The sequence below is a fragment of the Streptomyces sp. NPDC090108 genome (assembly GCF_044747185.1).
GTDB lineage: Bacteria > Actinomycetota > Actinomycetes > Streptomycetales > Streptomycetaceae > Streptomyces.
This window is the reverse complement of sequence record NZ_JBIVDQ010000008.1, coordinates 275324-293594: the sequence shown is the minus strand read 5'-3', so window position 1 is coordinate 293594 and position 18271 is coordinate 275324. Positions and strand designations below refer to the sequence as shown.

15 protein-coding genes, 1 tRNA gene and 1 riboswitch are annotated in these 18271 nt (G+C 70.6%); of the genes, 9 read left to right on the top strand and 7 right to left on the bottom strand.

What is annotated here, in order from left to right; translation table 11 throughout:
- Window positions 1–1017: 1017 nt before the first annotated feature.
- On the top strand, window positions 1018–3561 hold the full coding sequence (locus ACIPRD_RS27680; RefSeq protein WP_401567059.1) for a transglycosylase domain-containing protein: 2544 nt from the start codon (window positions 1018–1020) through the stop codon (window positions 3559–3561).
- 91 nt (window positions 3562–3652) lie between these two features.
- Here the strand turns inward: ACIPRD_RS27680 and ACIPRD_RS27675 are convergent, their stop codons facing one another.
- The 3 genes from ACIPRD_RS27675 to ACIPRD_RS27665 form a co-directional block, all read right to left on the bottom strand.
- Complete coding sequence (locus ACIPRD_RS27675) at window positions 3653–3973, bottom strand: multidrug efflux SMR transporter (RefSeq protein WP_356396759.1); 321 nt, start codon at window positions 3971–3973, stop codon at window positions 3653–3655.
- A 35-nt stretch (window positions 3974–4008) separates the two neighbouring features.
- A riboswitch (guanidine-III (ykkC-III) riboswitch) is annotated at window positions 4009–4076 on the bottom strand.
- An 86-nt stretch (window positions 4077–4162) separates the two neighbouring features.
- Entirely contained in the window at window positions 4163–4465 is a 303-nt protein-coding gene (locus tag ACIPRD_RS27670) for a co-chaperone GroES (protein ID WP_356399002.1), read from the bottom strand.
- 174 nt (window positions 4466–4639) lie between these two features.
- Window positions 4640–4969: a DUF3618 domain-containing protein gene (locus ACIPRD_RS27665; protein ID WP_356396762.1), complete on the bottom strand. Its 330-nt coding sequence runs from the start codon at window positions 4967–4969 to the stop codon at window positions 4640–4642.
- A gap of 96 nt (window positions 4970–5065) precedes the next feature.
- Here ACIPRD_RS27665 and bcp point away from each other — a divergent pair, with 96 nt between their 5' ends.
- Together bcp and ACIPRD_RS27655 are read left to right on the top strand one after the other, a co-directional pair.
- The gene (gene bcp, locus ACIPRD_RS27660; protein ID WP_356396765.1) at window positions 5066–5533 is read left to right on the top strand and encodes a thioredoxin-dependent thiol peroxidase; all 468 of its coding nucleotides are present in this window, start codon (window positions 5066–5068) and stop codon (window positions 5531–5533) included.
- A gap of 190 nt (window positions 5534–5723) precedes the next feature.
- A tRNA-Leu gene (locus ACIPRD_RS27655) sits at window positions 5724–5806 on the top strand.
- A gap of 71 nt (window positions 5807–5877) precedes the next feature.
- On the opposite strand, the gene rdgB is transcribed toward ACIPRD_RS27655, so the two are convergent.
- On the bottom strand, window positions 5878–6480 hold the full coding sequence (gene rdgB, locus ACIPRD_RS27650) for an RdgB/HAM1 family non-canonical purine NTP pyrophosphatase (protein ID WP_401566886.1): 603 nt from the start codon (window positions 6478–6480) through the stop codon (window positions 5878–5880).
- Window positions 6481–6638: 158 nt separating this feature from the next.
- On the bottom strand, window positions 6639–7973 hold the full coding sequence (locus ACIPRD_RS27645; RefSeq protein ID WP_356396770.1) for an SGNH/GDSL hydrolase family protein: 1335 nt from the start codon (window positions 7971–7973) through the stop codon (window positions 6639–6641).
- Between the two features lie 198 nt (window positions 7974–8171).
- Here ACIPRD_RS27645 and ACIPRD_RS27640 point away from each other — a divergent pair, with 198 nt between their 5' ends.
- Window positions 8172–9518, top strand: a complete 1347-nt coding sequence (locus ACIPRD_RS27640) for a DUF445 domain-containing protein (RefSeq protein ID WP_401566883.1) — start codon at window positions 8172–8174, stop codon at window positions 9516–9518.
- Between the two features lie 813 nt (window positions 9519–10331).
- Window positions 10332–11783, top strand: a complete 1452-nt coding sequence (locus ACIPRD_RS27635) for an MFS transporter (protein ID WP_401567056.1) — start codon at window positions 10332–10334, stop codon at window positions 11781–11783.
- A gap of 103 nt (window positions 11784–11886) precedes the next feature.
- On the opposite strand, the gene ACIPRD_RS27630 is transcribed toward ACIPRD_RS27635, so the two are convergent.
- Both ACIPRD_RS27630 and ACIPRD_RS27625 read right to left on the bottom strand, forming a co-directional pair.
- Window positions 11887–12189, bottom strand: a complete 303-nt coding sequence (locus ACIPRD_RS27630) for a hypothetical protein (RefSeq protein WP_401566881.1) — start codon at window positions 12187–12189, stop codon at window positions 11887–11889.
- Window positions 12190–12386: 197 nt separating this feature from the next.
- Complete coding sequence (locus tag ACIPRD_RS27625; protein WP_401566878.1) at window positions 12387–12689, bottom strand: hypothetical protein; 303 nt, start codon at window positions 12687–12689, stop codon at window positions 12387–12389.
- Between the two features lie 766 nt (window positions 12690–13455).
- On the opposite strand from ACIPRD_RS27625, the gene ACIPRD_RS27620 reads away from it, so the two are divergent.
- From ACIPRD_RS27620 to ACIPRD_RS27605, 4 genes are all read left to right on the top strand, one after another.
- Window positions 13456–14136 carry a hypothetical protein gene (locus tag ACIPRD_RS27620; RefSeq protein WP_401566875.1) on the top strand — a complete coding sequence of 227 codons (681 nt, stop codon included), beginning with the start codon at window positions 13456–13458 and terminating at the stop codon, window positions 14134–14136.
- A gap of 90 nt (window positions 14137–14226) precedes the next feature.
- Entirely contained in the window at window positions 14227–15642 is a 1416-nt protein-coding gene (locus ACIPRD_RS27615) for a transcriptional regulator (protein ID WP_401566874.1), read from the top strand.
- Window positions 15639–17468 carry a DEAD/DEAH box helicase gene (locus ACIPRD_RS27610; RefSeq protein ID WP_401566871.1) on the top strand — a complete coding sequence of 610 codons (1830 nt, stop codon included), beginning with the start codon at window positions 15639–15641 and terminating at the stop codon, window positions 17466–17468. Before ACIPRD_RS27615 ends, ACIPRD_RS27610 begins: the two co-directional genes overlap by 4 nt.
- The gene (locus ACIPRD_RS27605; RefSeq protein ID WP_401566869.1) at window positions 17449–18228 is read left to right on the top strand and encodes a protein NO VEIN domain-containing protein; all 780 of its coding nucleotides are present in this window, start codon (window positions 17449–17451) and stop codon (window positions 18226–18228) included. Before ACIPRD_RS27610 ends, ACIPRD_RS27605 begins: the two co-directional genes overlap by 20 nt.
- Window positions 18229–18271 lie beyond the last annotated feature (43 nt).

Here is an 18271-nt window from a genome sequence, read left to right as displayed (position 1 = left end):
AACCAGGGCGGCCAGGGCAACCAGGGCGGTCAGGGTCGCGAGGCCGCCGGCCAGGAGCGTGGGGCCGGCCGGCCCGGCGACCGTCCGGGCCGCGCGCCCGAGGGCCAGGGACCGGCGACGGACCGGGCCGGCCGTGGTGACGACGGTGACCGGACGGGCCGGTCCGGCATAGGCCGTCCGGGTGACGGCACGGCACCTTCGGCGCCCCAGGCGTCGTCCGGTACCGCGCAGGGAGCCGGTTCCCGGACCGCGCCCGGCGGCGGTGTTCCGGCCCCCCGTGCCGACCGCCCCGACCAGACGCGCCGCCCGGCGCAGGCGGGCCCGACCGGCCAGCCGGGTCCGGCTGCCCAAGCGGGTCAGCAGGGCCGTCAGGGGCAGACGGGTCAGCAGGGTCAGCCGCGCCAGACGGGTCAGCCGCGCCAGACGGGTCAGACGGGTCAGGGCGGCACCGACCGCCGGTCCGACGCGGGCCGTCCGAACGCCGAGCAGGCTCAGGGCGCCCAGCAGAACCGGGGTGCCCAGCAGAACCAGGGCGCCCAGCAGAACCGGGGCTCCGGGTCCGGCGGTGCTCAGGCGGCCGACGGCGGGCAGTCGGTGGAGAGCACGCAGGTCCTGCGGCGCATCAAGCCTCCGCAGGGCGCCAAGCCGGGCCGTCCCGGCCAGGGCGGTCCCGGCCAGGGCGGTGCCGGAGAGGCACAGACTCCTGAGACGACCCAGGTCCTGCGCCGGGTGAACGCGCCCCGCAAGGGCGACGCACCCCGTCAGGGTGATCCGACGCGTCGCGGCCAGAGCGGCGGGACGCCCTCCGGACCCGCGCAGGCGTCCGGTACGGGCACCGGAGCGGCCCGCGCCGCGGGTGCCGGTGCTGCCGCCGGAGCCGCGGGTGCCGCCGGTACCGGAGCGGCAGCCGCTTCCCGCGCCGCTTCCGGCGCAGGCGCCGCTGCCGCCGGTGCCGCGTCCGGTGCCGGTGCGCCGGGTGCACGGCCGGGCGGTCCCGCGCAGTCACGCAAGGCCGCCATGGCGAGCATGCTCGAGGCGGCGACCGCCGCCGCGGCCACCGGTGAGTCCTCCTCCACCACCGGCGCCGCTCCGGCCTCCGCCACCACCACGTCCTCCACCACGTCCGCCTCCGCCTCCACCGGCGGCGCCTCCGGCAACGGCGGCGGCAGCGGCAAGGGCGGCGACGGCGGTGGCAGCGGCGGCGGCAAGGGCAAGAAGCCCAAGCGCCCGAAGCGCACCGGCCTGCGGCGGCTCGTCCCCACCTGGCGCATGGTGCTCTCCACCTTCGTGCTCGGTGCCGTGGCCCTCGTCGCCCTCTTCTTCGTCGGCTACTCGATGGTGAAGATCCCGCCGGCCAACGCCCTCGCCACCCGGCAGGCCAACGTCTACCTCTACGCCGACGGTTCGCAGATCGCCCGCGACACCCGCGACAGCCAGGTCAACCGCGAGAACGTCGGTCTCGCCGAGGTCTCCAAGAACGCCCAGCACGCCGTACTCGCCGCCGAGGACCGCGACTTCTACACCGAGCCCGCCGTCGACCCCAAGGCGATGCTCCGCGCCGCCTTCAACACGGCGACCGGCAAGGGCAAGCAGTCCGGCTCCACGATCACCCAGCAGTACGTGAAGAACTACTACCTGGCCCAGGAGCAGACCCTCTCCCGCAAGGCCAAGGAGTTCTTCATCTCGGTCAAGCTGGGCCGCGAGAAGTCCAAGGACGAGATCCTCGCGGGCTACCTCAACACCAGCTTCTTCGGCCGCAACGCCTACGGCATCCAGGCCGCCGCCCAGGCCTACTACGGCCAGGACGCCATCGACCTCGACCCGGGCAAGGCCGCCTACCTCGCGGCGCTCGTCAACGCGCCCAGCGAGTACGACATCGTCGCCCACCCCGAGAACAAGCACGCGGCCTTGGCCCGCTGGAACTACGTCCTCGACGGCATGGTCACCAAGGGCTGGCTGAGCGCGACCGACCGCGCCGGCATCAAGTTCCCCATGCCGAAGCAGCAGACGGTCTCCACCGCCCTGTCCGGGCAGCGGGGTTACCTCGTCGAGGCGGTCAAGGACTACATCACCGAGCACCACATCCTCACCAAGGAGGAGCTGCGCGGCGGTGGTTACCGCATCACGACCACCTTCCAGAAGCCGAAGCAGGACGCATTCGTCAAGGCCGTCGACGACCAGCTGATGTCCAAGCTGCACAAGAAGACCAACAAGGCCGACAGCTACGTCCGCGCCGGCGGTGCCTCCGTCGACCCCCGGACCGGCAAGATCGTCGCCATGTACGGCGGCATCGACTACGTGCAGCAGTACACCAACGGCGCCACCCGCGGTGACTTCCAGGTCGGCTCCACCTTCAAGCCGCTCGTGTTCACCGCGGCGATCCAGAACGGCTCGACCACGCAGGGCGGCAAGCCGATCACGCCGAACACCTACTACGACGGCACCAACAAGCGCGTCGTCCAGGGCTGGAACGGCGGGGTCTACAACCCGGAGAACGAGGACCAGAAGTCCTACGGCAAGAACGTCACCGTCCGTATGGCCACCGACCTCTCCATCAACTCCGTCTACGCGCAGATGGCCGCCGACGTCGGCGGTGCCAAGGTCAAGCAGACCGCCATCGACCTCGGCATCCCGGCCGACACCCCGGACCTCTCTCCCACCCCGTCCATCGCCCTCGGTACCTCCACCGCCAGCGTCCTGGACATGACCGAGGCGTACGCGACCGTCGCCAACCACGGCAAGCGCGCCACGTACACGATGATCGAGAAGATCACCAAGAACGGCGCCGAGGACGTCCCGCTGCCCGCGCAGAAGACCCGGCGGGTCGTGAGCCGCGAGGCCGCCGACACCACCACCTCCGTGCTGCAGAGCGTGGTCGACAAGGGCACCGCCATCGCGGCCAAGGCCGCCGGCCGCCCGGCCGCCGGCAAGACCGGCACCGCCGAGCTGGACCAGGCCGCCTGGTTCGCCGGTTACACCCCCGACCTGGCCACGGTGGTCTCGGTCATGGGCCAGGACCCGGTCACGGCCCAGCACAAGTCGCTGTACTACGCGCTCAACCAGCCCCGCATGAACGGCGGTGGCCCCCCGACCGCGATCTGGGCCCAGTACACGCGCGACGCGCTGAAGGGGAAGCCGGCCGCCGACTTCGAGCTGGAGCTCCAGAAGGGCGCCGAGGTCGAGGCGCCCCCGACCCTGGCCCCGGCCACCCCGGGTGCCACCGCCGGCCAGGACGCCGGCGGTGCCACGAGCACGCCGACCACCGGCACCTCGCCCGCCGACGGCGGTCAGGGTGACGGCGGCACCACGCCCCCGGGCGGCGGCACCACCGACGGCGGCGCCACCACGACCACCGGCGGCGCGGACGCGACCGGCGGAGGCGCGGCGGCCGGCGGAGCCACCGCCACCGGAGGGGGCGACCCGACGGGCGGCGGCGGAGCGGCCGGCGGCGGAGCCGCGGCCGGCGGAGGCGGCGGCGGGGCTCAGGGCGGAGCCACAGCGGGCGCCACGGGGACGGCGGGCACCACCGCCGGACCGGTGGGCCAGGGGTTCCTCGACTGACATCGAGCCCGCACGACACGACGGGTCCCCGGCGGTTCTCCGCCGGGGACCCGTTCCGTTCCCGTCCGTTCCGTGCCGGGGCCGGACCTCGTCAGTGACCGCTGGTCGCCTTCAGCCCCACCACGGCGACCAGCAGCAGGCACACGAAGAACACCCTGGCCGGTGTGACCGGCTCGCCCAGCACCACCATGCCGAGCACCGCCGCCCCGGCCGCCCCGATCCCCACCCACACGCCGTAGGCCGTACCGATGGGAAGAGTGCGGGCCGCGTACGACAGCAGCACCATGCTGGCGACGATCCCGGCGCCGGTGAGCACACTGGGCACGGGGCGGGTGAACCCGTCGCTGTACTTCATCCCGATCGACCAGGCCACTTCGAGCAGACCGGCGACGACAAGCAGAACCCACGCCATGACAGGCACCTCCGGGACGGACGACTCTTCACTGGGGTGCGTCGTCTTTTCCTGCGTCCCGGTACGGCGCGTCTCGTCGGGCTGCTGCTCCTTCGAACCTAACAAAAACGACGGCGGAGGGGCCGGTGACGATGGTCACCGGCCCCTCCGCCGTCGTCGGCGAGCCGCCGCGGCCCCGCGCTCAGGCGCTCAGAGGTACAGCCCGGTGGAGTCCTCCGACCCCTCGAAGCGGTCCGCGGCCACCGCGTGCAGATCACGCTCGCGCATGAGCACGTACGCCACGCCCCGCACCTCGACCTCGGCCAGGTCCTCGGGGTCGTACAGGACCCGGTCGCCGGGCTCCACCGTCCGCACGTTCTGGCCGACCGCCACGACCTCGGCCCAGGCCAGCCGCCGCCCGACCGCCGCGGTCGCGGGGATCAGGATGCCGCCGCCGGACCGGCGCTCGCCCTCACCGGTCTCCTGCCGGACGAGGACGCGGTCGTGCAGCATCCGGATGGGCAGCTTGTCGTGATGGGAGGTGCCCTGCTGGTTTCTGTTGGCGCTCACGCCCTGAACCTACCTGTCTCCGGGACACGCGCACGCGCCCGGGTGGCATGGCGCCACCCGGTCCGCACATCCGGACCGAGGCCCTCGGGCCCGTGTCGGGGCCCGTGTCCCGGTGGCCTAGCGCTTGCGCCGGCGGGAGCCCAGGGCGATCAGCCCGACCACTCCCACCACGACCAGCGCGGCGGGCACGATCCTGTCCAGCCGGGGCTCGCCCTCGTCGTCGACGAACTGCTCCCGCACCTCGCTGAGCAGCCCGTTGACGGTGACGTACGCCCGTCCGAAGGTGTGATCGAGATCGGCCACGACCTTCGCCTTGGCATCCCCGACGATCGTTTTCGGGTGGACCCGTACCCCGATCTCGTCGAGCGTCTCGGCCAGCACGTCGCGACGGCGCTTGATGTCCGCCTCGATCTGCGCCGGTGTTCTGGTGTCCGACGTCTCCGCCACCGTACGGCCTCCGAAGTGGTCTGCTGATGCTTTCCTGAACAGTCTGTCAGCTTCTGGCCTCACCGCACGGCAAGGGCCCCCGGTTAGGCTGGCCCGATGAGCGAGCGACTGCAGCCCGGGGACGTGGCCCCCGCCTTCACCCTGCCCGACGCCGACGGCAACGAGGTGTCCCTTGCGGACCACAAGGGGCGCAAGGTCATCGTCTACTTCTACCCCGCCGCGCTGACACCAGGCTGCACCAAGCAGGCCTGCGACTTCACCGACAACCTCTCGCTGCTGGCCGGCGCCGGCTACGACGTCATCGGCATCTCCCCCGACAAGCCCGAGAAGCTGGCCAAGTTCCGTGACCAGGAGTCCCTCCAGGTCACCCTGCTCGCCGACCCCGCCAAGGAGGTCCTGGAGGCCTACGGCGCCTTCGGCGAGAAGAAGCTCTACGGCAAGACGGTCGTCGGCGTGATCCGCTCCACGGTGGTCGTCGACGAGGAGGGCAAGGTCGAGCGCGCCCTGTACAACGTCAAGGCCACGGGCCACGTCGCCAAGATCATCAAGGACCTGGGCATCTGATCCCGTCCGGTGCCGGTGTGCCCGGGGAAGGGCGGGCCGCGGTGGGCCGGGTGAACCCGTGCCCCCGTGTCCCAACTGCCATTCTCCGGCGCGCACCTTGGTGCTCGCGGGGGAGCAAAACCCCTCTCGCCGCACGACTTGCGCTGCCCTTACACTGAACGCTGCCGGTCGACCCCGTCGACCGTGTCGGGCGGCCGTGGCGTAACGGCAGCCGCGCGGGCCTTAGGAGCCCGTGGGAGAAATCCCGTGTGGGTTCGAATCCCACCGGCCGCACCGGCTCCGCACCTTGGATTCAAAGGTGCGGAGCCGTTCCTTTTCAGGCGGGCGCGAAGCCCTTCCGAGGATCAGCCGAGCAGGTCCCGCACCACCGGCACCAGCGCACGGAACGCCTTCCCGCGGTGGCTGATCGCGTTCTTCTCCTCCGGGCTCAGCTCGGCGCAGGTCCGGCTCTCGCCCTCCGGCTGGAGGACCGGGTCGTAGCCGAAGCCGTTCGTGCCGGCGGGGGTGTGCCGCAGGACGCCGCGGAGCTGTCCCTCGACCACCCGCTCGGTGCCGTCCGGCAGGGCCAGCGCGGCCGCGCAGGCGAAGTGCGCGCCCCGGTGCTCCGCGTCGATGTCGGAGAGCTGGGCCAGGAGCAGGTCCAGGTTGGCCTTGTCGTCGCCGTGGCGGCCGGCCCAGCGGGCGGAGAAGATGCCCGGCGAGCCGTTCAGGACGTCGACGCAGAGGCCGGAGTCGTCGGCGACCGCGGGCAGGCCGGTGGCCCGGGCGAGGGCGTGCGCCTTGAGGAGGGCGTTCTCGGCGAAGGTCACGCCGGTCTCCTTGACGTCCGGGACGTCGGGGAAGGCGTCGGCGCCGATCAGTTCGTGCGGCAGGCCGGCCTCGGCGAGGATGGCCCTCAGCTCGGTGATCTTTCCGGCGTTGCGGGTGGCGAGGATCAAGCGGGTCATGGGGGCCAGTATTCCCGGACCGGAGCCCCCTGGCGGACGCCAGGCCCCATGGGCCGCCCCGCGAACCCAGGGGGAGTCGCGGGGCGGGAGGCCGCCGTGGACGGCGGCGGGGCGGCCGGGACCAGGACCGCCGGGGCCGGGACCGCCGGGGGCGGGGGCTACAGCTCGGCCTGTCCCGCGCCCTTCAGCAGGCGCAGGTCGAAGGTGTCGCCCATCTTCCGGAAGCCCAGGTCGCTGGGGTGCAGGTGGTCACCGGAGTCGTAGTCGGGGCGCAGGTGCCGGGGGTCGTAGGGGTCCCGGAGGGCCTTGTCGAAGTCGACGACGGCGTCGAACACACCGCCGGCCCGGATCTCGGCGTTGACCCGCTCGCGCACCGCGTCCCGGGCGGGCGTCCAGCCGCGGTGGCCGCGGAAGGGCATCAGGGTGGTGCCGACGACCCGCAGCCCGCGGGCGTGGGCCTGGCGGACCAGGGTGCGCAGGCCGCCGGTGATGCTGTCGGGGTCGGCGAGCTTCGGGTTGCGCAGGATGTCGTTGATGCCGAGGTCGATGACGACGACCTTGGCGTTCGTGCGCGAGAGCGCGTCGCGGCCGAAGCGGCCGAGGCCGCTCTGGTTCTCGGCGGGCCGGCCGAGGCCGTCGGCGAGGACCTGGTTGCCGCTGATGCCCTCGTTGACGACGCCGTAGCGCGGCAGCGGCTCACCGCTCCGCAGGGCGGTGCGCAGACGCCCGCCGAGGACGTCGGTCCAGCGGCGGTCGGCGCCGGCGGTGGAGGTGATGCCGTCGGTTATGGAGTCGCCGAAGACGACGACCGTGCCGTCGGCCTCGTTGCTCAGCACGTCGAGGCCCGTCACATAGCGCCAGTACGGCGTCTGCTCGGTGTACGGGCTGCCGGTCGCGTCCTCGGTGGCGTCGCCCCGGGCGACGTACGACGTCTGCCGTGCGTGCGGGTGGTAGGTGACGGGGCCGGAGGGCGTGGGGGAGTAGGTGGTGATCAGCACGTCGGTGTCGTGCGGGACGGTCAGCCGTACCGCGTCGCTGACGACCTGGCCGCCGGGCGGTATGACGACGCCGGTGCCGCCGTCGAAGGTCAGGCGCCGCATCGTTTCAGCGGTGGCGGCGGGGGTACCGGCACCGGCGGAGAGCGCGAGGGAGGCGTGGGTGATCGTCAGCGGGGACTGCCCGTAGAGGTTGGACAGGGTGACACGGGCGCCGGTCCCCCCGGTGCCGGCGTGGACGACGTTGCGCACGGAGCTGCCGGCCAGACCGGCGGTCTCCGTGCCCGGTTCCCCGCCCACGGGCGCGGTGGCCCAGGAACCCACCCAGGTACCGGTGGAGGCAGGGGCGGCGCTGGCGTCGCGGTGGGGGCGGCCGTCGGCGACGGTGCTGCGTGTGCCGCCGTCGTCACCCGCGACGGTGATGTAGATGACGGCTGACAGAGCCACGACGAGCGCGGCGATCGTGCTCAGCAGGGCATAACCATGGCGCTTGGTCACGCTGGTGTTGTTCTCCTCGGGAGATGGGAGCGTGGGGGCTCCGATCCGATGAACACATGATGCTTCATGGTCGCGGGCGGTCCGACAGGGCCCTGCCCGTACCCCCGTCCGCACAGACGCGGGGAACTCCTGTTCCGTTCCGGGAGTCGTCTCTGAAGGGACAATGTGTGTGCGGAATCACCGAACGGGCGGAGTGAGATGGAAAGCGCGGAAGAGACGGAAAGGCCGGAGCCGGAGGGGGCGCCCGGGTCCCGCGGGCCCCGGACGGAGTCCTACCGGACCATGACCGCCTTCACCCCGGCCGACGAGGAACGCCGGCGCGGGGTACGGCGCATGAAGCTGACGGCGACCGGGCTGCTGCTCCTCGTGGCGGTGGTGTACGTCCTGGCGAAGTGGGCCTCGCACCAGGGCGCGGGCGCCTGGACGGACTACGTGGCCGCGGCCGCCGAGGCGGGCATGGTGGGCGCGCTCGCGGACTGGTTCGCGGTGACCGCGCTCTTCCGGCACCCCCTCGGCCTGCCGATCCCGCACACCGCGATCATCCCCACGAAGAAGGACGCGCTGGGCGTCTCGCTGGGCGAGTTCGTCGGCGAGAACTTCCTCTCCGCCGACGTCGTACGACAGCGGCTGCGCAGCGTCGGCATCGGCAGCCGGCTCGGCGCGTGGCTCGCGGAACCGGCGCACGCCGACCGGGTGACCGCCGAACTGGCGACCGCGCTCAGGGGCGCCCTGACCGTGCTGCGGGACTCCGACGTGCAGGCGGTGGTCGGTGAGGCGATCACGCGCCGGGCCGACGCCCGGGAGATCGCCCCCGGACTCGGCAAGATGCTGGACAGGATCGTCGCCGACGGCGGCCACCGCCGATTCGTGGACCTGGTCGTCACGCGCGCCCACGACTGGCTGGAGCTGCACCGGCACGACGTCATGAACGCCGTGGAGGGCGGCGCGCCGGGCTGGACCCCGCGCTTCGTGGACCGCAAGGTCGGCGAACGGGTCTACCGGGAACTGCTGCGCTTCGTGGCCGAGACGCGCGACATGCCCTCGCATCCGGCGCGCGGCGCCCTCGACCGCTTCCTCACCGACTTCGCCTCCGACCTCCAGTCGGACACGGAGACGCGGGCGCGGGTGGAGCGGCTGAAGAGCGAGGTGCTGGGCCGCGGCGAGGTGCAGGACCTCATCGCGTCCGCGTGGACGGCCGTCCGGTCCATGATCGTGGCCGCCGCGGAGGACGAGCGCAGCGAGCTGCGGCTGCGGGTGCGGGCCGCCCTGCTCTCGCTCGGCTCGCGGATGGCGACCGACCCGAAGGTGCAGGACAAGGTCGACAGCTGGGTGGAGGGCGCGGCCGTCCACGTCGTGACGACCTACCGCAAGGAGATCACCTCCCTGATCACGGAGACCGTGGCCGGCTGGGACGCGGAGCACACCACGCGGAAGATCGAGGCGCACATCGGCCGGGACCTGCAGTTCATCCGGATCAACGGCACGGTGGTGGGGTCGCTCGCGGGCCTGGTGATCTACGCGGTGTCGCGGGGAGTGGGGGCGTGAGGGGGTGAGGGGGTGAGGGGGTGAGGGGGCGGGGGTGAGGGCGCGGGGCCGGTGACCGGGGTGGCGGCCTGCGGGCCGGTGACCGGGGCGACGGCCGCCGGAGCGTGGCCCTGGGACTGGGGAAGCCGGTTCTCCGGGTGGGTCCCTGAGGCGGGGGAAGCCCGGCTCTCCGGGTGGGGGCCGGAGACGGCTGATGCAGGCCCTCCGGGCGGGGCTCTGAGGCGAGGGAAGCCGGCCCTCCGGGTAGGGGCCCTGGGCTGCGGGAGCCCGGCCCTCCGGGTAGAGGCCCTGGGCTGCGGGAGCCGGCTCTCGCCGTCCTCCTCGCACCCTTACGAGCAGTTCTCCCGCCCCTTACGGGTGGTGTGCCGGGGCGTGCCGCGTGGTCTGTTCCGGCGGGACGCGGGCACCCGATATCCGTCCTTCGGAGCGGAGGGAGCCCGAATGAGCGCAGCCGAGAAGCCGAGGCCGGAGCCCGGTGGGACCACGGGAGACGGGATCGCCGGCGGCCGTACCGGTCGTACCGGCGGGAGGGGAGGCGGAGCGGCGGAAGCCGGGACGTCCCGGAGCGGGGTTCCGGAAACCGGGCCCCCCAGCGACGTGCCCGCCCGGAGCGGGACCTCCCGCGGTGGGGGCGCCGGGAGTGGGACCTCACGCGGTGGGGGCGGGAGTGGGGACGCCCGGAATGACGGCGCCCGGAATGACGGCGCCCGGAATGACGGCGCCCGGGGTGGGGGCGCCCGGAGTGATGGCGCCCGGGGTGGGGTCGCGGGAGCCGGGAGCCCCGGGGGCGAGGCCGGCCGCAACGAGGGCGGACTGCGGACCATCACCACCGACATCCCCGCCCGGCTCGACCGCCTGCCCTGGTCCCGCTGGCACTGGACGATCGTGATCGGTCTGGGCACGGTGTGGATCCTCGACGGCCTGGAGGTCACGGTCGTCGGCAACATCGCCGGCCGCCTCTCCGAACCGGGCAGCGGTCTGTCGATCACCTCCGAGCAGGTCACCGGTACCGCCGCGGCGCTGTACGTGGCGGGTGCCTGCGTGGGCGCGCTGTTCTGGGGCCGGCTGACCGACCGCTTCGGCCGCAAGAACCTGTTCATGATCACGCTGGCGGTGTACCTCGCGGCGACGGCGCTGACCTCGCTGTCGACCGAGGCGTGGTGGTTCTTCCTGTTCCGGTTCCTGACCGGCTTCGGCATCGGCGGCGAGTACGCGGCGATCAACTCCGCGATCGACGAGCTGATCCCGTCCGACCACCGCGGCCGTGTGGACCTGATCATCAACGGCAGCTTCTGGCTCGGCGCCGTGGGCGGGTCGCTGCTGTCGATCGTGGCGCTGGACACCGCGCTGCTGCCGGCGAACATCGGCTGGCGGCTGACCTTCGCCCTGGGCGCCGTACTGGCCATGGTCATCCTCCTCGTACGACGGCATGTGCCGGAGAGCCCGCGCTGGCTGCTGATCCACGGCCGGGACCGGGAGGCGGAGGAGATCGTCGGCGGCATCGAACGCCGCATCGAGGCGGAGCAGGGGGAGCCGCTCGCCGAGCCGGCGGGCGTGCTGGAGATCCATCAGCGGGGGAGCGTCAGCTTCAGGGAGATCGCCCGTACCGTCTTCGGCCGGTACCGCAGGCGTGCCGTCCTGGGCTTCTCGCTCTTCATCGGCCAGGCCTTCCTCTACAACGCCATCACCTTCGGCTTCGGCGCGATCCTGGCCCGGTTCTTCGACGTGCCCGCCGACCGTACCGGCTACTACTTCGCCGTCATCGCCGTCGGCAACTTCTTCGGCCCGCTGGTGCTGGGCAAGCTCTTCGACACGGTCGGCCGCAGGATCATGATCTCCTCGACCTACCTGCTGTCCGGGCTGCTGCTCTTCGGTACGGCGTGGCTGTTCGGCAACGGTTCGCTGGACGCGGTGACGCTGACGGCCTGCTGGTGCGTGGTGCTGTTCTTCGCCTCGGCGGGCGCCTCCAGCGCGTACCTCACGGTCTCGGAGATCTTCCCGATGGAGACCAGGGCGATGTCCATCGCCTTCTTCTACGCCATCGGCACCGCGGCGGGCGGCATCAGCGGCCCCCTGCTCTTCGCCGACCTCACCGGCACGGGCAAGGTCGGCGACACGGTGCTGGCGTTCCAGATCGGCGCGGCCCTGATGTGCGCGGCGGGCCTGGTCGCGGCGGCACTGGCGGTACGAGCGGAACGCCGCTCACTGGAGGACATCGCGACACCGCTGACGGCGACCCAGGGAGCCGAGAAGACACCGGCCTGACCGGCCCGGGGCCGATGGGGGAAGGGGGGGCGCTCCATGGCACCCTTCCCCTCACCCCGGCTTACCCCGGCCTCAGCCCCGGCGGTCGGCGGCCACCTCGGCCTCAGCCCCGGCGGTCGGCGACGGCCCATGAAGCGGCGGCCACGGCGCCCGCGACGCCGAAGACCGCCGGCCAGGCACCGACCTTCTTGGCCAGCGGGTGGGACCCGGCGAACGCGGCGACGTACGCGGCGGTCAGCGCACTGGCCGCCTTCCCGCCGGCCTGCGTACGCCACTGCCGCGCGGCAGCGACCCCCGCGACGGCCAGCACGGCCCCACCGAGCTGCCGCTTCTTGGTCCAGCGAGCGACGCCGTAACCGCCGACGAGCCCGGTGGCAGCCACCACCGCACTGGGGACCTTGGCCATGAGGGGCCTCCTCGTATGTGTTCGTCTGTCCTTGTCTGCCCTATTGGGCTGAGGTGAGGCTAACGCCGGACACGAGGGTTCATTGTGCTTGAGTCGAGGCTTGTCAACTTTTACGGCGAGAGCTCCTCATGCAGCCTCAGATGCGCGCCGCGTGACGCCCGTGCCCGCTGCCCCGGCCCGGGCTGGCCGGCGGCCGGTCAGAGGTCCGTACGGGCTGCCGTCAGTACGGCCTGTGCGTCGGTGTACTGACGGCTGTCGTGGAGCGCGGCCACGATGTTGAGCACAGCGTGCACATCGCGCTCGACGGCGACAGTCCGCACCAGCGCTTCGGCCGCCTCCTCCAGCCCGGACGCCCGATACGCGGCCACAGTCCCGGGGAAGTCTCCCGGCGCGATCCTCCGGGCCTTGTTCCACACCAGCATGTAGCTGTCGCGAACGCGCCCTGCGGCCTGATTGCGGTGAAGGAGTGCGAGCTCGGCGGCAAGTGCGGGGCTCTCCACGGGTGTCAGGTGCCGGTCCCCCCCGGTGAGGGGGACCGGCACCTCCGTACGCGGCGGCACGGACGTCGTGTGGCGGCTGCCGTATCTGCGTACCCGCCTGCGCAGCTGCTTTCGCACCCGGTTTCGAACAGGCCGGGGAGCCGGCTGAGGCCGCGCGGCCGGGGGAGCTTCTCCAGAGGGCGGTTCGGGGGCGGGAGCCTCAGTACCTCCTGTGCGCCGAGTGCAGGAAGCGCAGCGTGACGCGCGTTCGCGAAGCGTGCGAAGGTCGCCAAGAGAGCTCGGCAAAGCCGTGCCCCGCCGCCGGACGTCCTTCGAGATGACCTCGTAGATCGTCCGCAGATCCTTCTCCCGGGGCAGTCTCCAGCCGTTGAGGTAGCTGGAGTACGTGCTTGCCGCTACCCCTGCGGCCGCTGCGATCTCCCCCTGCGTCAGCAATGTGGACTTCTTCAGTTCACGCATACCGGCCACGAACTCCCTGAGCTCGGGGGAGTACTGACTCGGTATGTCCTTCCACTTCTGTGTTCTGCCGGTCACACCTGTCCCTTCCTCAGACGTCACACCTTGCGTGTCTCAAGTGTGAGTGACGAGGTATCAGTCGTGAAGGTTCCATGGCGGATGTGACGTACGCGTTTCCCGTGAAGGTCTTGCAGCCCTGGATTTCTGGGTGCTGCCCGGGTGACAGTGGAGCCTCGCTCGGCTGGGTCGCGGCGGCCACCGCCGTCTGGCCAGCAGCGGTTTCAGAGGATCTTGCGTAAGGGGAACGTGAATGACTCTTCCGTCGTACGAGGACACCAAGCTCGGCACGATGAAGCGCGCGGCGCTCTGGCTCGTGACCGAGGTGGGGGAGGGCAACATCTTCACCAAGGAGGCCGTCAAGGCGGTTTTCCCCGGCGTAAGCCAGGCGGATCGCCGGGTACGGGATCTGCGCGATCACGGCTGGCAGATCGACACCAACCGGGAGGACGCTTCCCTCGGCCAGCACGAGCAGCGCTTCGTCCGGCAGGGAGAGCCGGTGTGGGAGCCGGGCAAGGGGACGCGGCCTAGCGCGACGATCACTCAGACCCAGCGTCGCGATGTTCTCGCGAAGGACGGGCACTTCTGCCGCTCCTGCGGTATCGCCCCGGGAGAAATCTACGCCGGCACCTACGAGTCGGCACAGTTGGACATCGCACGCCGGGTAGTGCGGCAGCCGGACGGCAGCGAGGCCGTCGAACTCGTCGCAGAGTGCAACAGGTGCCGGGTCGGGGGGCGCGGGCTGACGGCGGACGCCGGGAAGGTTCTTGCCGGCGCCGAGGGCCTCAGTGGCATGGAACGCAGGATGCTCACGGACTGGATCGACGCGGATAAGCGCGAGTTCAGCAGGGTGGAGCTGATCTGGGCGGACTACCGCACGCTCCCCGAGGAGTCGCGGGCGAGGATCCGCCAGGCGCTTTCGTCCGGCGACTGACACTCGCAGCAGCACAGTTCCCGGTGAGGCCGGCCCCGGGCCGGCCTCACCGGGAGGATCTGACAGACACTTCCGCAGGAGAAGGCTTCCGTGAGCAAGGACTTCGGCCGGCCGCCGCTGGCACAGCAGAACCAGACGCTGGTTGAGAAGAGACTGAAGGAGGCCACCAGCGGTGGTGGCATCCGTGAAACCCTGACCGTGGAGTGGCGCACCAAGCCGATGCACGTCGAGGTCATCGACATGCCGGTGGACTCTCTCTACTACAACCCGGGAACGCATCGCATCCGGGCTCAGCGCAGCCACGATCCGGCACAGGATCTGAGGCTTGACGAGGACCCGTGGAGCCCTGAGAGCCAGGATTACCTGCACTTCCTTCTCATGGCGCTGCCGGCGGATCCGTCGAAGAAGGATCCGGAGTTCGAGAATCTCGCGGAGAGCTTGCGCGAGTACCGGCAGAACGAGCCCGGCCTCATCACGCGCGACGGGATCCTCGTCAACGGCAACACCCGCAGAGCGGCGCTCAAGGAGCTGGGTGTCGCGAACATCCGGGTCGGCGTGCTGCCTGAATCCTGTACCTGGGACGACATCAACGCGGTTGAGCTCTCGCTTCAGCTCCGTCCGGACCAGCGCCGGGACTACTCCTACATCAACCGGCTGCTCGCCATCGAGGAGCAGCATCTGCTGGGACGCGGCATGGCGGATATCGCCCGTGAGTTCCGGATCCGCACGTCTACCTGTGAGCAGGACCTGTGGATCCTCTCCTGCCTGCGTGACCTGATCGACCGGTCCAGGGACGGAGACGCCCAGCTTCGCCTTCTGGACTTCGAGCAGCACCAGGAAAAGCTCCGCGAACTCCACCGCCGCTACGCCAAAGAAGTCGCGGGCAACCGTGAGAACGCGGAGATGCTCAAGGAAAATCGTCTCGCCGCGATTGTTCTGGGCTTCTCCAAGACGGACGTCCGTCTCATCGAGCCCGACTTCCGGGCACGGTACCTGGATCAGCGGCTGCCCGCCTCACTGAAGCCTGAAGCGTCCGTCACGACAGCTGTGGCTATTCCGGGACTCAACCGGACGGTGAAGTCCGCGGCTCCCAAGGTCGCCGAGGCCAAGGCGCTTACGGACGCTGTGCTGAAGGCCAAGGCCGTCGGGGCCGCTGAGGACGGGCAGTTCACCGAACGCGGGACGGCGGCAGCGAGAGCGTTCTCGACGGTGAAGGACGCGGTTGAGGCCGCGCTGGAGCCCGCTGGCAAGGACGCCCGGGTGCGGAAGCGGAAGCAGGCGGCGCCGGACCGGATCGCTGACGCATGCCAGGACATCGACCAGTGCGTCACCGATCTCACTCTCGCCAAAGCATCCAACAGCCTGGACGAGGAAGCCTTCGATGAGGCAGTGCTCGTCCTGCGGCAGTCGCTGACCAAGCTCGCGGTGGCGACTCAGCGCAGCATCAAGGCTCCGGGAGACGGTGTTTCGTGGCTCCTGGACGCGGTGCGCCAGGAGGGCGCGTGACCGTGACCACGGAGCCGACCCTGCGGATCGCCTTCGACGCCACCCGTACCCGGGCGGTGCTGAGGGCGGCCCCGGGGCTGGAAAGCGACTTCGCGAGGCTGTCCATCCGCTTCCCGGCGGGCGGACAGCGGACCTCGCTGGCCGTAGAGATCGACCTCGACGACTTTCTGACAGGGCTCGACGCCCTGACCGCATGGCCGCACACCGAGTCGGTCGAGTGGGACCCGGATCTTGTCACGCTTGTCGGCGAGGTACTCGACGACGCGGACCGAGCCGAGGAGCTTCTCGCCAACCCGGGAGCTACGCACCTTGTCACACCAGACGAGGTAATCCAGCACCTCGGCCTGGACTGGTGCGCTGAACTCACGGACTTCCAGCGGCGGGACATCGCTCAGCTGCTTTCCATGCAGCACGGCGCGAACTTCTCCGTACCGGGAGCCGGCAAGACACGCGTCGGGCTGGCGGTGTTCGCGGCGATGCGCGCGAGAGGCGATGCCCGCCGGCTTCTTGTGGTGAGCCCCAAGTCGGCTTATGAATCGTGGCGATTCGAGAGTGAGACGTGCTTCAAGGAGCCCCTCACCGTACGAGTCATGGATGGGGCCCCGGACCCGGGTACGGACGTGCTCATCGTCAATTACGAGCGTCTCGACCGCTCCCTGAACGCCCTGGCATCCTGGCTCCGTGCGGCACCCGCGGTGCTCATCCTCGATGAAGCACACCGGATGAAACTGGGAGCTCAGGGTACCTACGGAGGCGCCTGTATGGCGCTGGGGCCGCTCGCCCGGCGGCGTCTCATCCTGACAGGCACGCCCGCTCCCAATGGTGCCCGGGACTTGGAGAACCTGCTGTCCTTCGTCTGGCCAGGTCATGGGCGGCGGGTCGTTACCCAGGCAGTGGCCGGCGGTGATCTGGCTTACGCAAGCAGCGTGCTGAGGCCGATGTTCACGCGTACCACCAAGAGCGAACTGGGCCTGCCTCCTTTTGAGACGCGCATTCGCTATGTCCAGCTGCCCGATCTCCACCGCGAGTTGTACGACGCGCTGATTGGAAACTTCACCGCGCGTGCCGAAGCGGGGCGCTCCGACTTCGACGCACTCGGCAAGGCGACCCTGCGCCTCCTCATGGCGGCGACCAGTCCTGCACTCCTGGCAGAGGGGGAGAGCCGGTACTCGCCGCTCTCGTACCTGGTACCGCCGCTCGCTGTACCCGAGACCGATTCGCTGTACTCGCTGCTGCACCGGCTGCCGGACTACGAGCTGTCTCCCAAGTACAAGGAGGCGCTGAGTATCGTCGCCGAGAACGCCGCGATGGGCCGGAAGACCCTGGTCTGGTCGACGTTCGTCCGGAGCCTGACGACGATGGAGAAGCTCTTCGCCGGCTACCAGCCCGCGGTCGTCCACGGCAGCACACCCGACCGGGAGGAGCAGATCCAGCGATTCCGCAGCGACCCTGACTGCCATGTGCTGCTGTCGAATCCGGCCACCCTCGGAGAAGGCATCAGTCTCCATCACGTCTGCCACGACGCCGTTTACGTGGACCGGGACTTCATGGCAGGGCGCTTCCTGCAGAGTCTCGACCGAATTCACCGGCTCGGGCTCGCCCCCGGCACGGAGACGCGCGTCACGGTGCTTGCCGCCGAAGCCACGATTGATGAGGTGGTCGCGCACCGGCTGGAGGACAAGCTCGCGTTCATGGGGCAGATCCTGGATGACTCCTCTGTGCAGCAGCTGGCAGACCTTAAGGAGGAACCAGCTCTGGCAGCGGGGATGGACATGGCCGACGTTCGCGCACTGCTGAAGCACATGGATGCGCATGGCGCCAGGTGAAGGGACGCGCCGTGCCGCACTGCGCTGGCTTGAGTATCTCGACGTGGCTGATATCCCGCGTGTGCGGTCACTGTTCACTCATCATCCTGATTACTCGGACCTCACGCCGGTTCAGTACGCGGACGGGCTGGCCTGGTTGGTCAGCCGGGGTCTCATCACGCCGGGCGGCCGCTCGCTGATCAAGGTGAATCCGTCTGAGCAGCATGACCGGGACGCAGCTCTGCATATCGCCCAGGTGCGGTGGACTCCCGACGTGGAGGCTGCCCGCAGGGAGACCGGCATTGCTGGCGAACGTGCGATTGTCCAGCTCCTGGAACGGAGCGGTGCGGCCCGTACCGTCCATGTGGCCGCGATCTCTGACGCTTACGGATACGACGTCCATGCGGAGTTGCGGGACGGAGCTGTCGGGCATATTGAAGTCAAAGCGACAACTGATCCAACACGTCTGGTCGTTCACCTCACCCGGCCTGAGTACGAGGTGATGCGCAGGGATCCCGACTGGCTGCTCACGGCCGTACTGGTCGGCTCGGATGGCTGCGCGCTAAACGTGGTGACAGTCTGCCGTGACTGGCTCAGCACGGCCGCCCCGAAGGACCGGGACCGCCACGCGCACTGGGAGTCGGCGCGGTTCAGTATCCCGGAGCACGCGGTCGTGCCCGGCATTCTGGGTACCGGCGGCCGGACGCTGGTCCCTGAGGCGATCGCCCCGTTCATGTCCGTCTGGGGTTTGCCGCAGACTCGGCCGGCGTTGCCGGTGTGAGCCAGTGCAGCCGCGATCCTGGCGGCTGCACTGGCTCGCAGAA

Bases quoted from the DNA above. Each gene is read 5' to 3' on its own strand.
- ACIPRD_RS27680 (WP_401567059.1), top strand. From the start codon at position 1,018: ATGGCGAGCATGCTCGAGGCGGCGACCGCCGCCGCGGCCACCGGTGAG.
- ACIPRD_RS27675 (WP_356396759.1), bottom strand. From the start codon at position 3,973: ATGGCGTGGGTTCTGCTTGTCGTCGCCGGTCTGCTCGAAGTGGCCTGG.
- ACIPRD_RS27670 (WP_356399002.1), bottom strand. From the start codon at position 4,465: ATGCTGCACGACCGCGTCCTCGTCCGGCAGGAGACCGGTGAGGGCGAG.
- bcp (WP_356396765.1), top strand. From the start codon at position 5,066: ATGAGCGAGCGACTGCAGCCCGGGGACGTGGCCCCCGCCTTCACCCTG.
- rdgB (WP_401566886.1), bottom strand. From the start codon at position 6,480: ATGACCCGCTTGATCCTCGCCACCCGCAACGCCGGAAAGATCACCGAG.
- ACIPRD_RS27640 (WP_401566883.1), top strand. From the start codon at position 8,172: ATGGAAAGCGCGGAAGAGACGGAAAGGCCGGAGCCGGAGGGGGCGCCC.
- ACIPRD_RS27630 (WP_401566881.1), bottom strand. From the start codon at position 12,189: ATGGCCAAGGTCCCCAGTGCGGTGGTGGCTGCCACCGGGCTCGTCGGC.
- ACIPRD_RS27620 (WP_401566875.1), top strand. From the start codon at position 13,456: ATGACTCTTCCGTCGTACGAGGACACCAAGCTCGGCACGATGAAGCGC.
- ACIPRD_RS27605 (WP_401566869.1), top strand. From the start codon at position 17,449: ATGCGCATGGCGCCAGGTGAAGGGACGCGCCGTGCCGCACTGCGCTGG.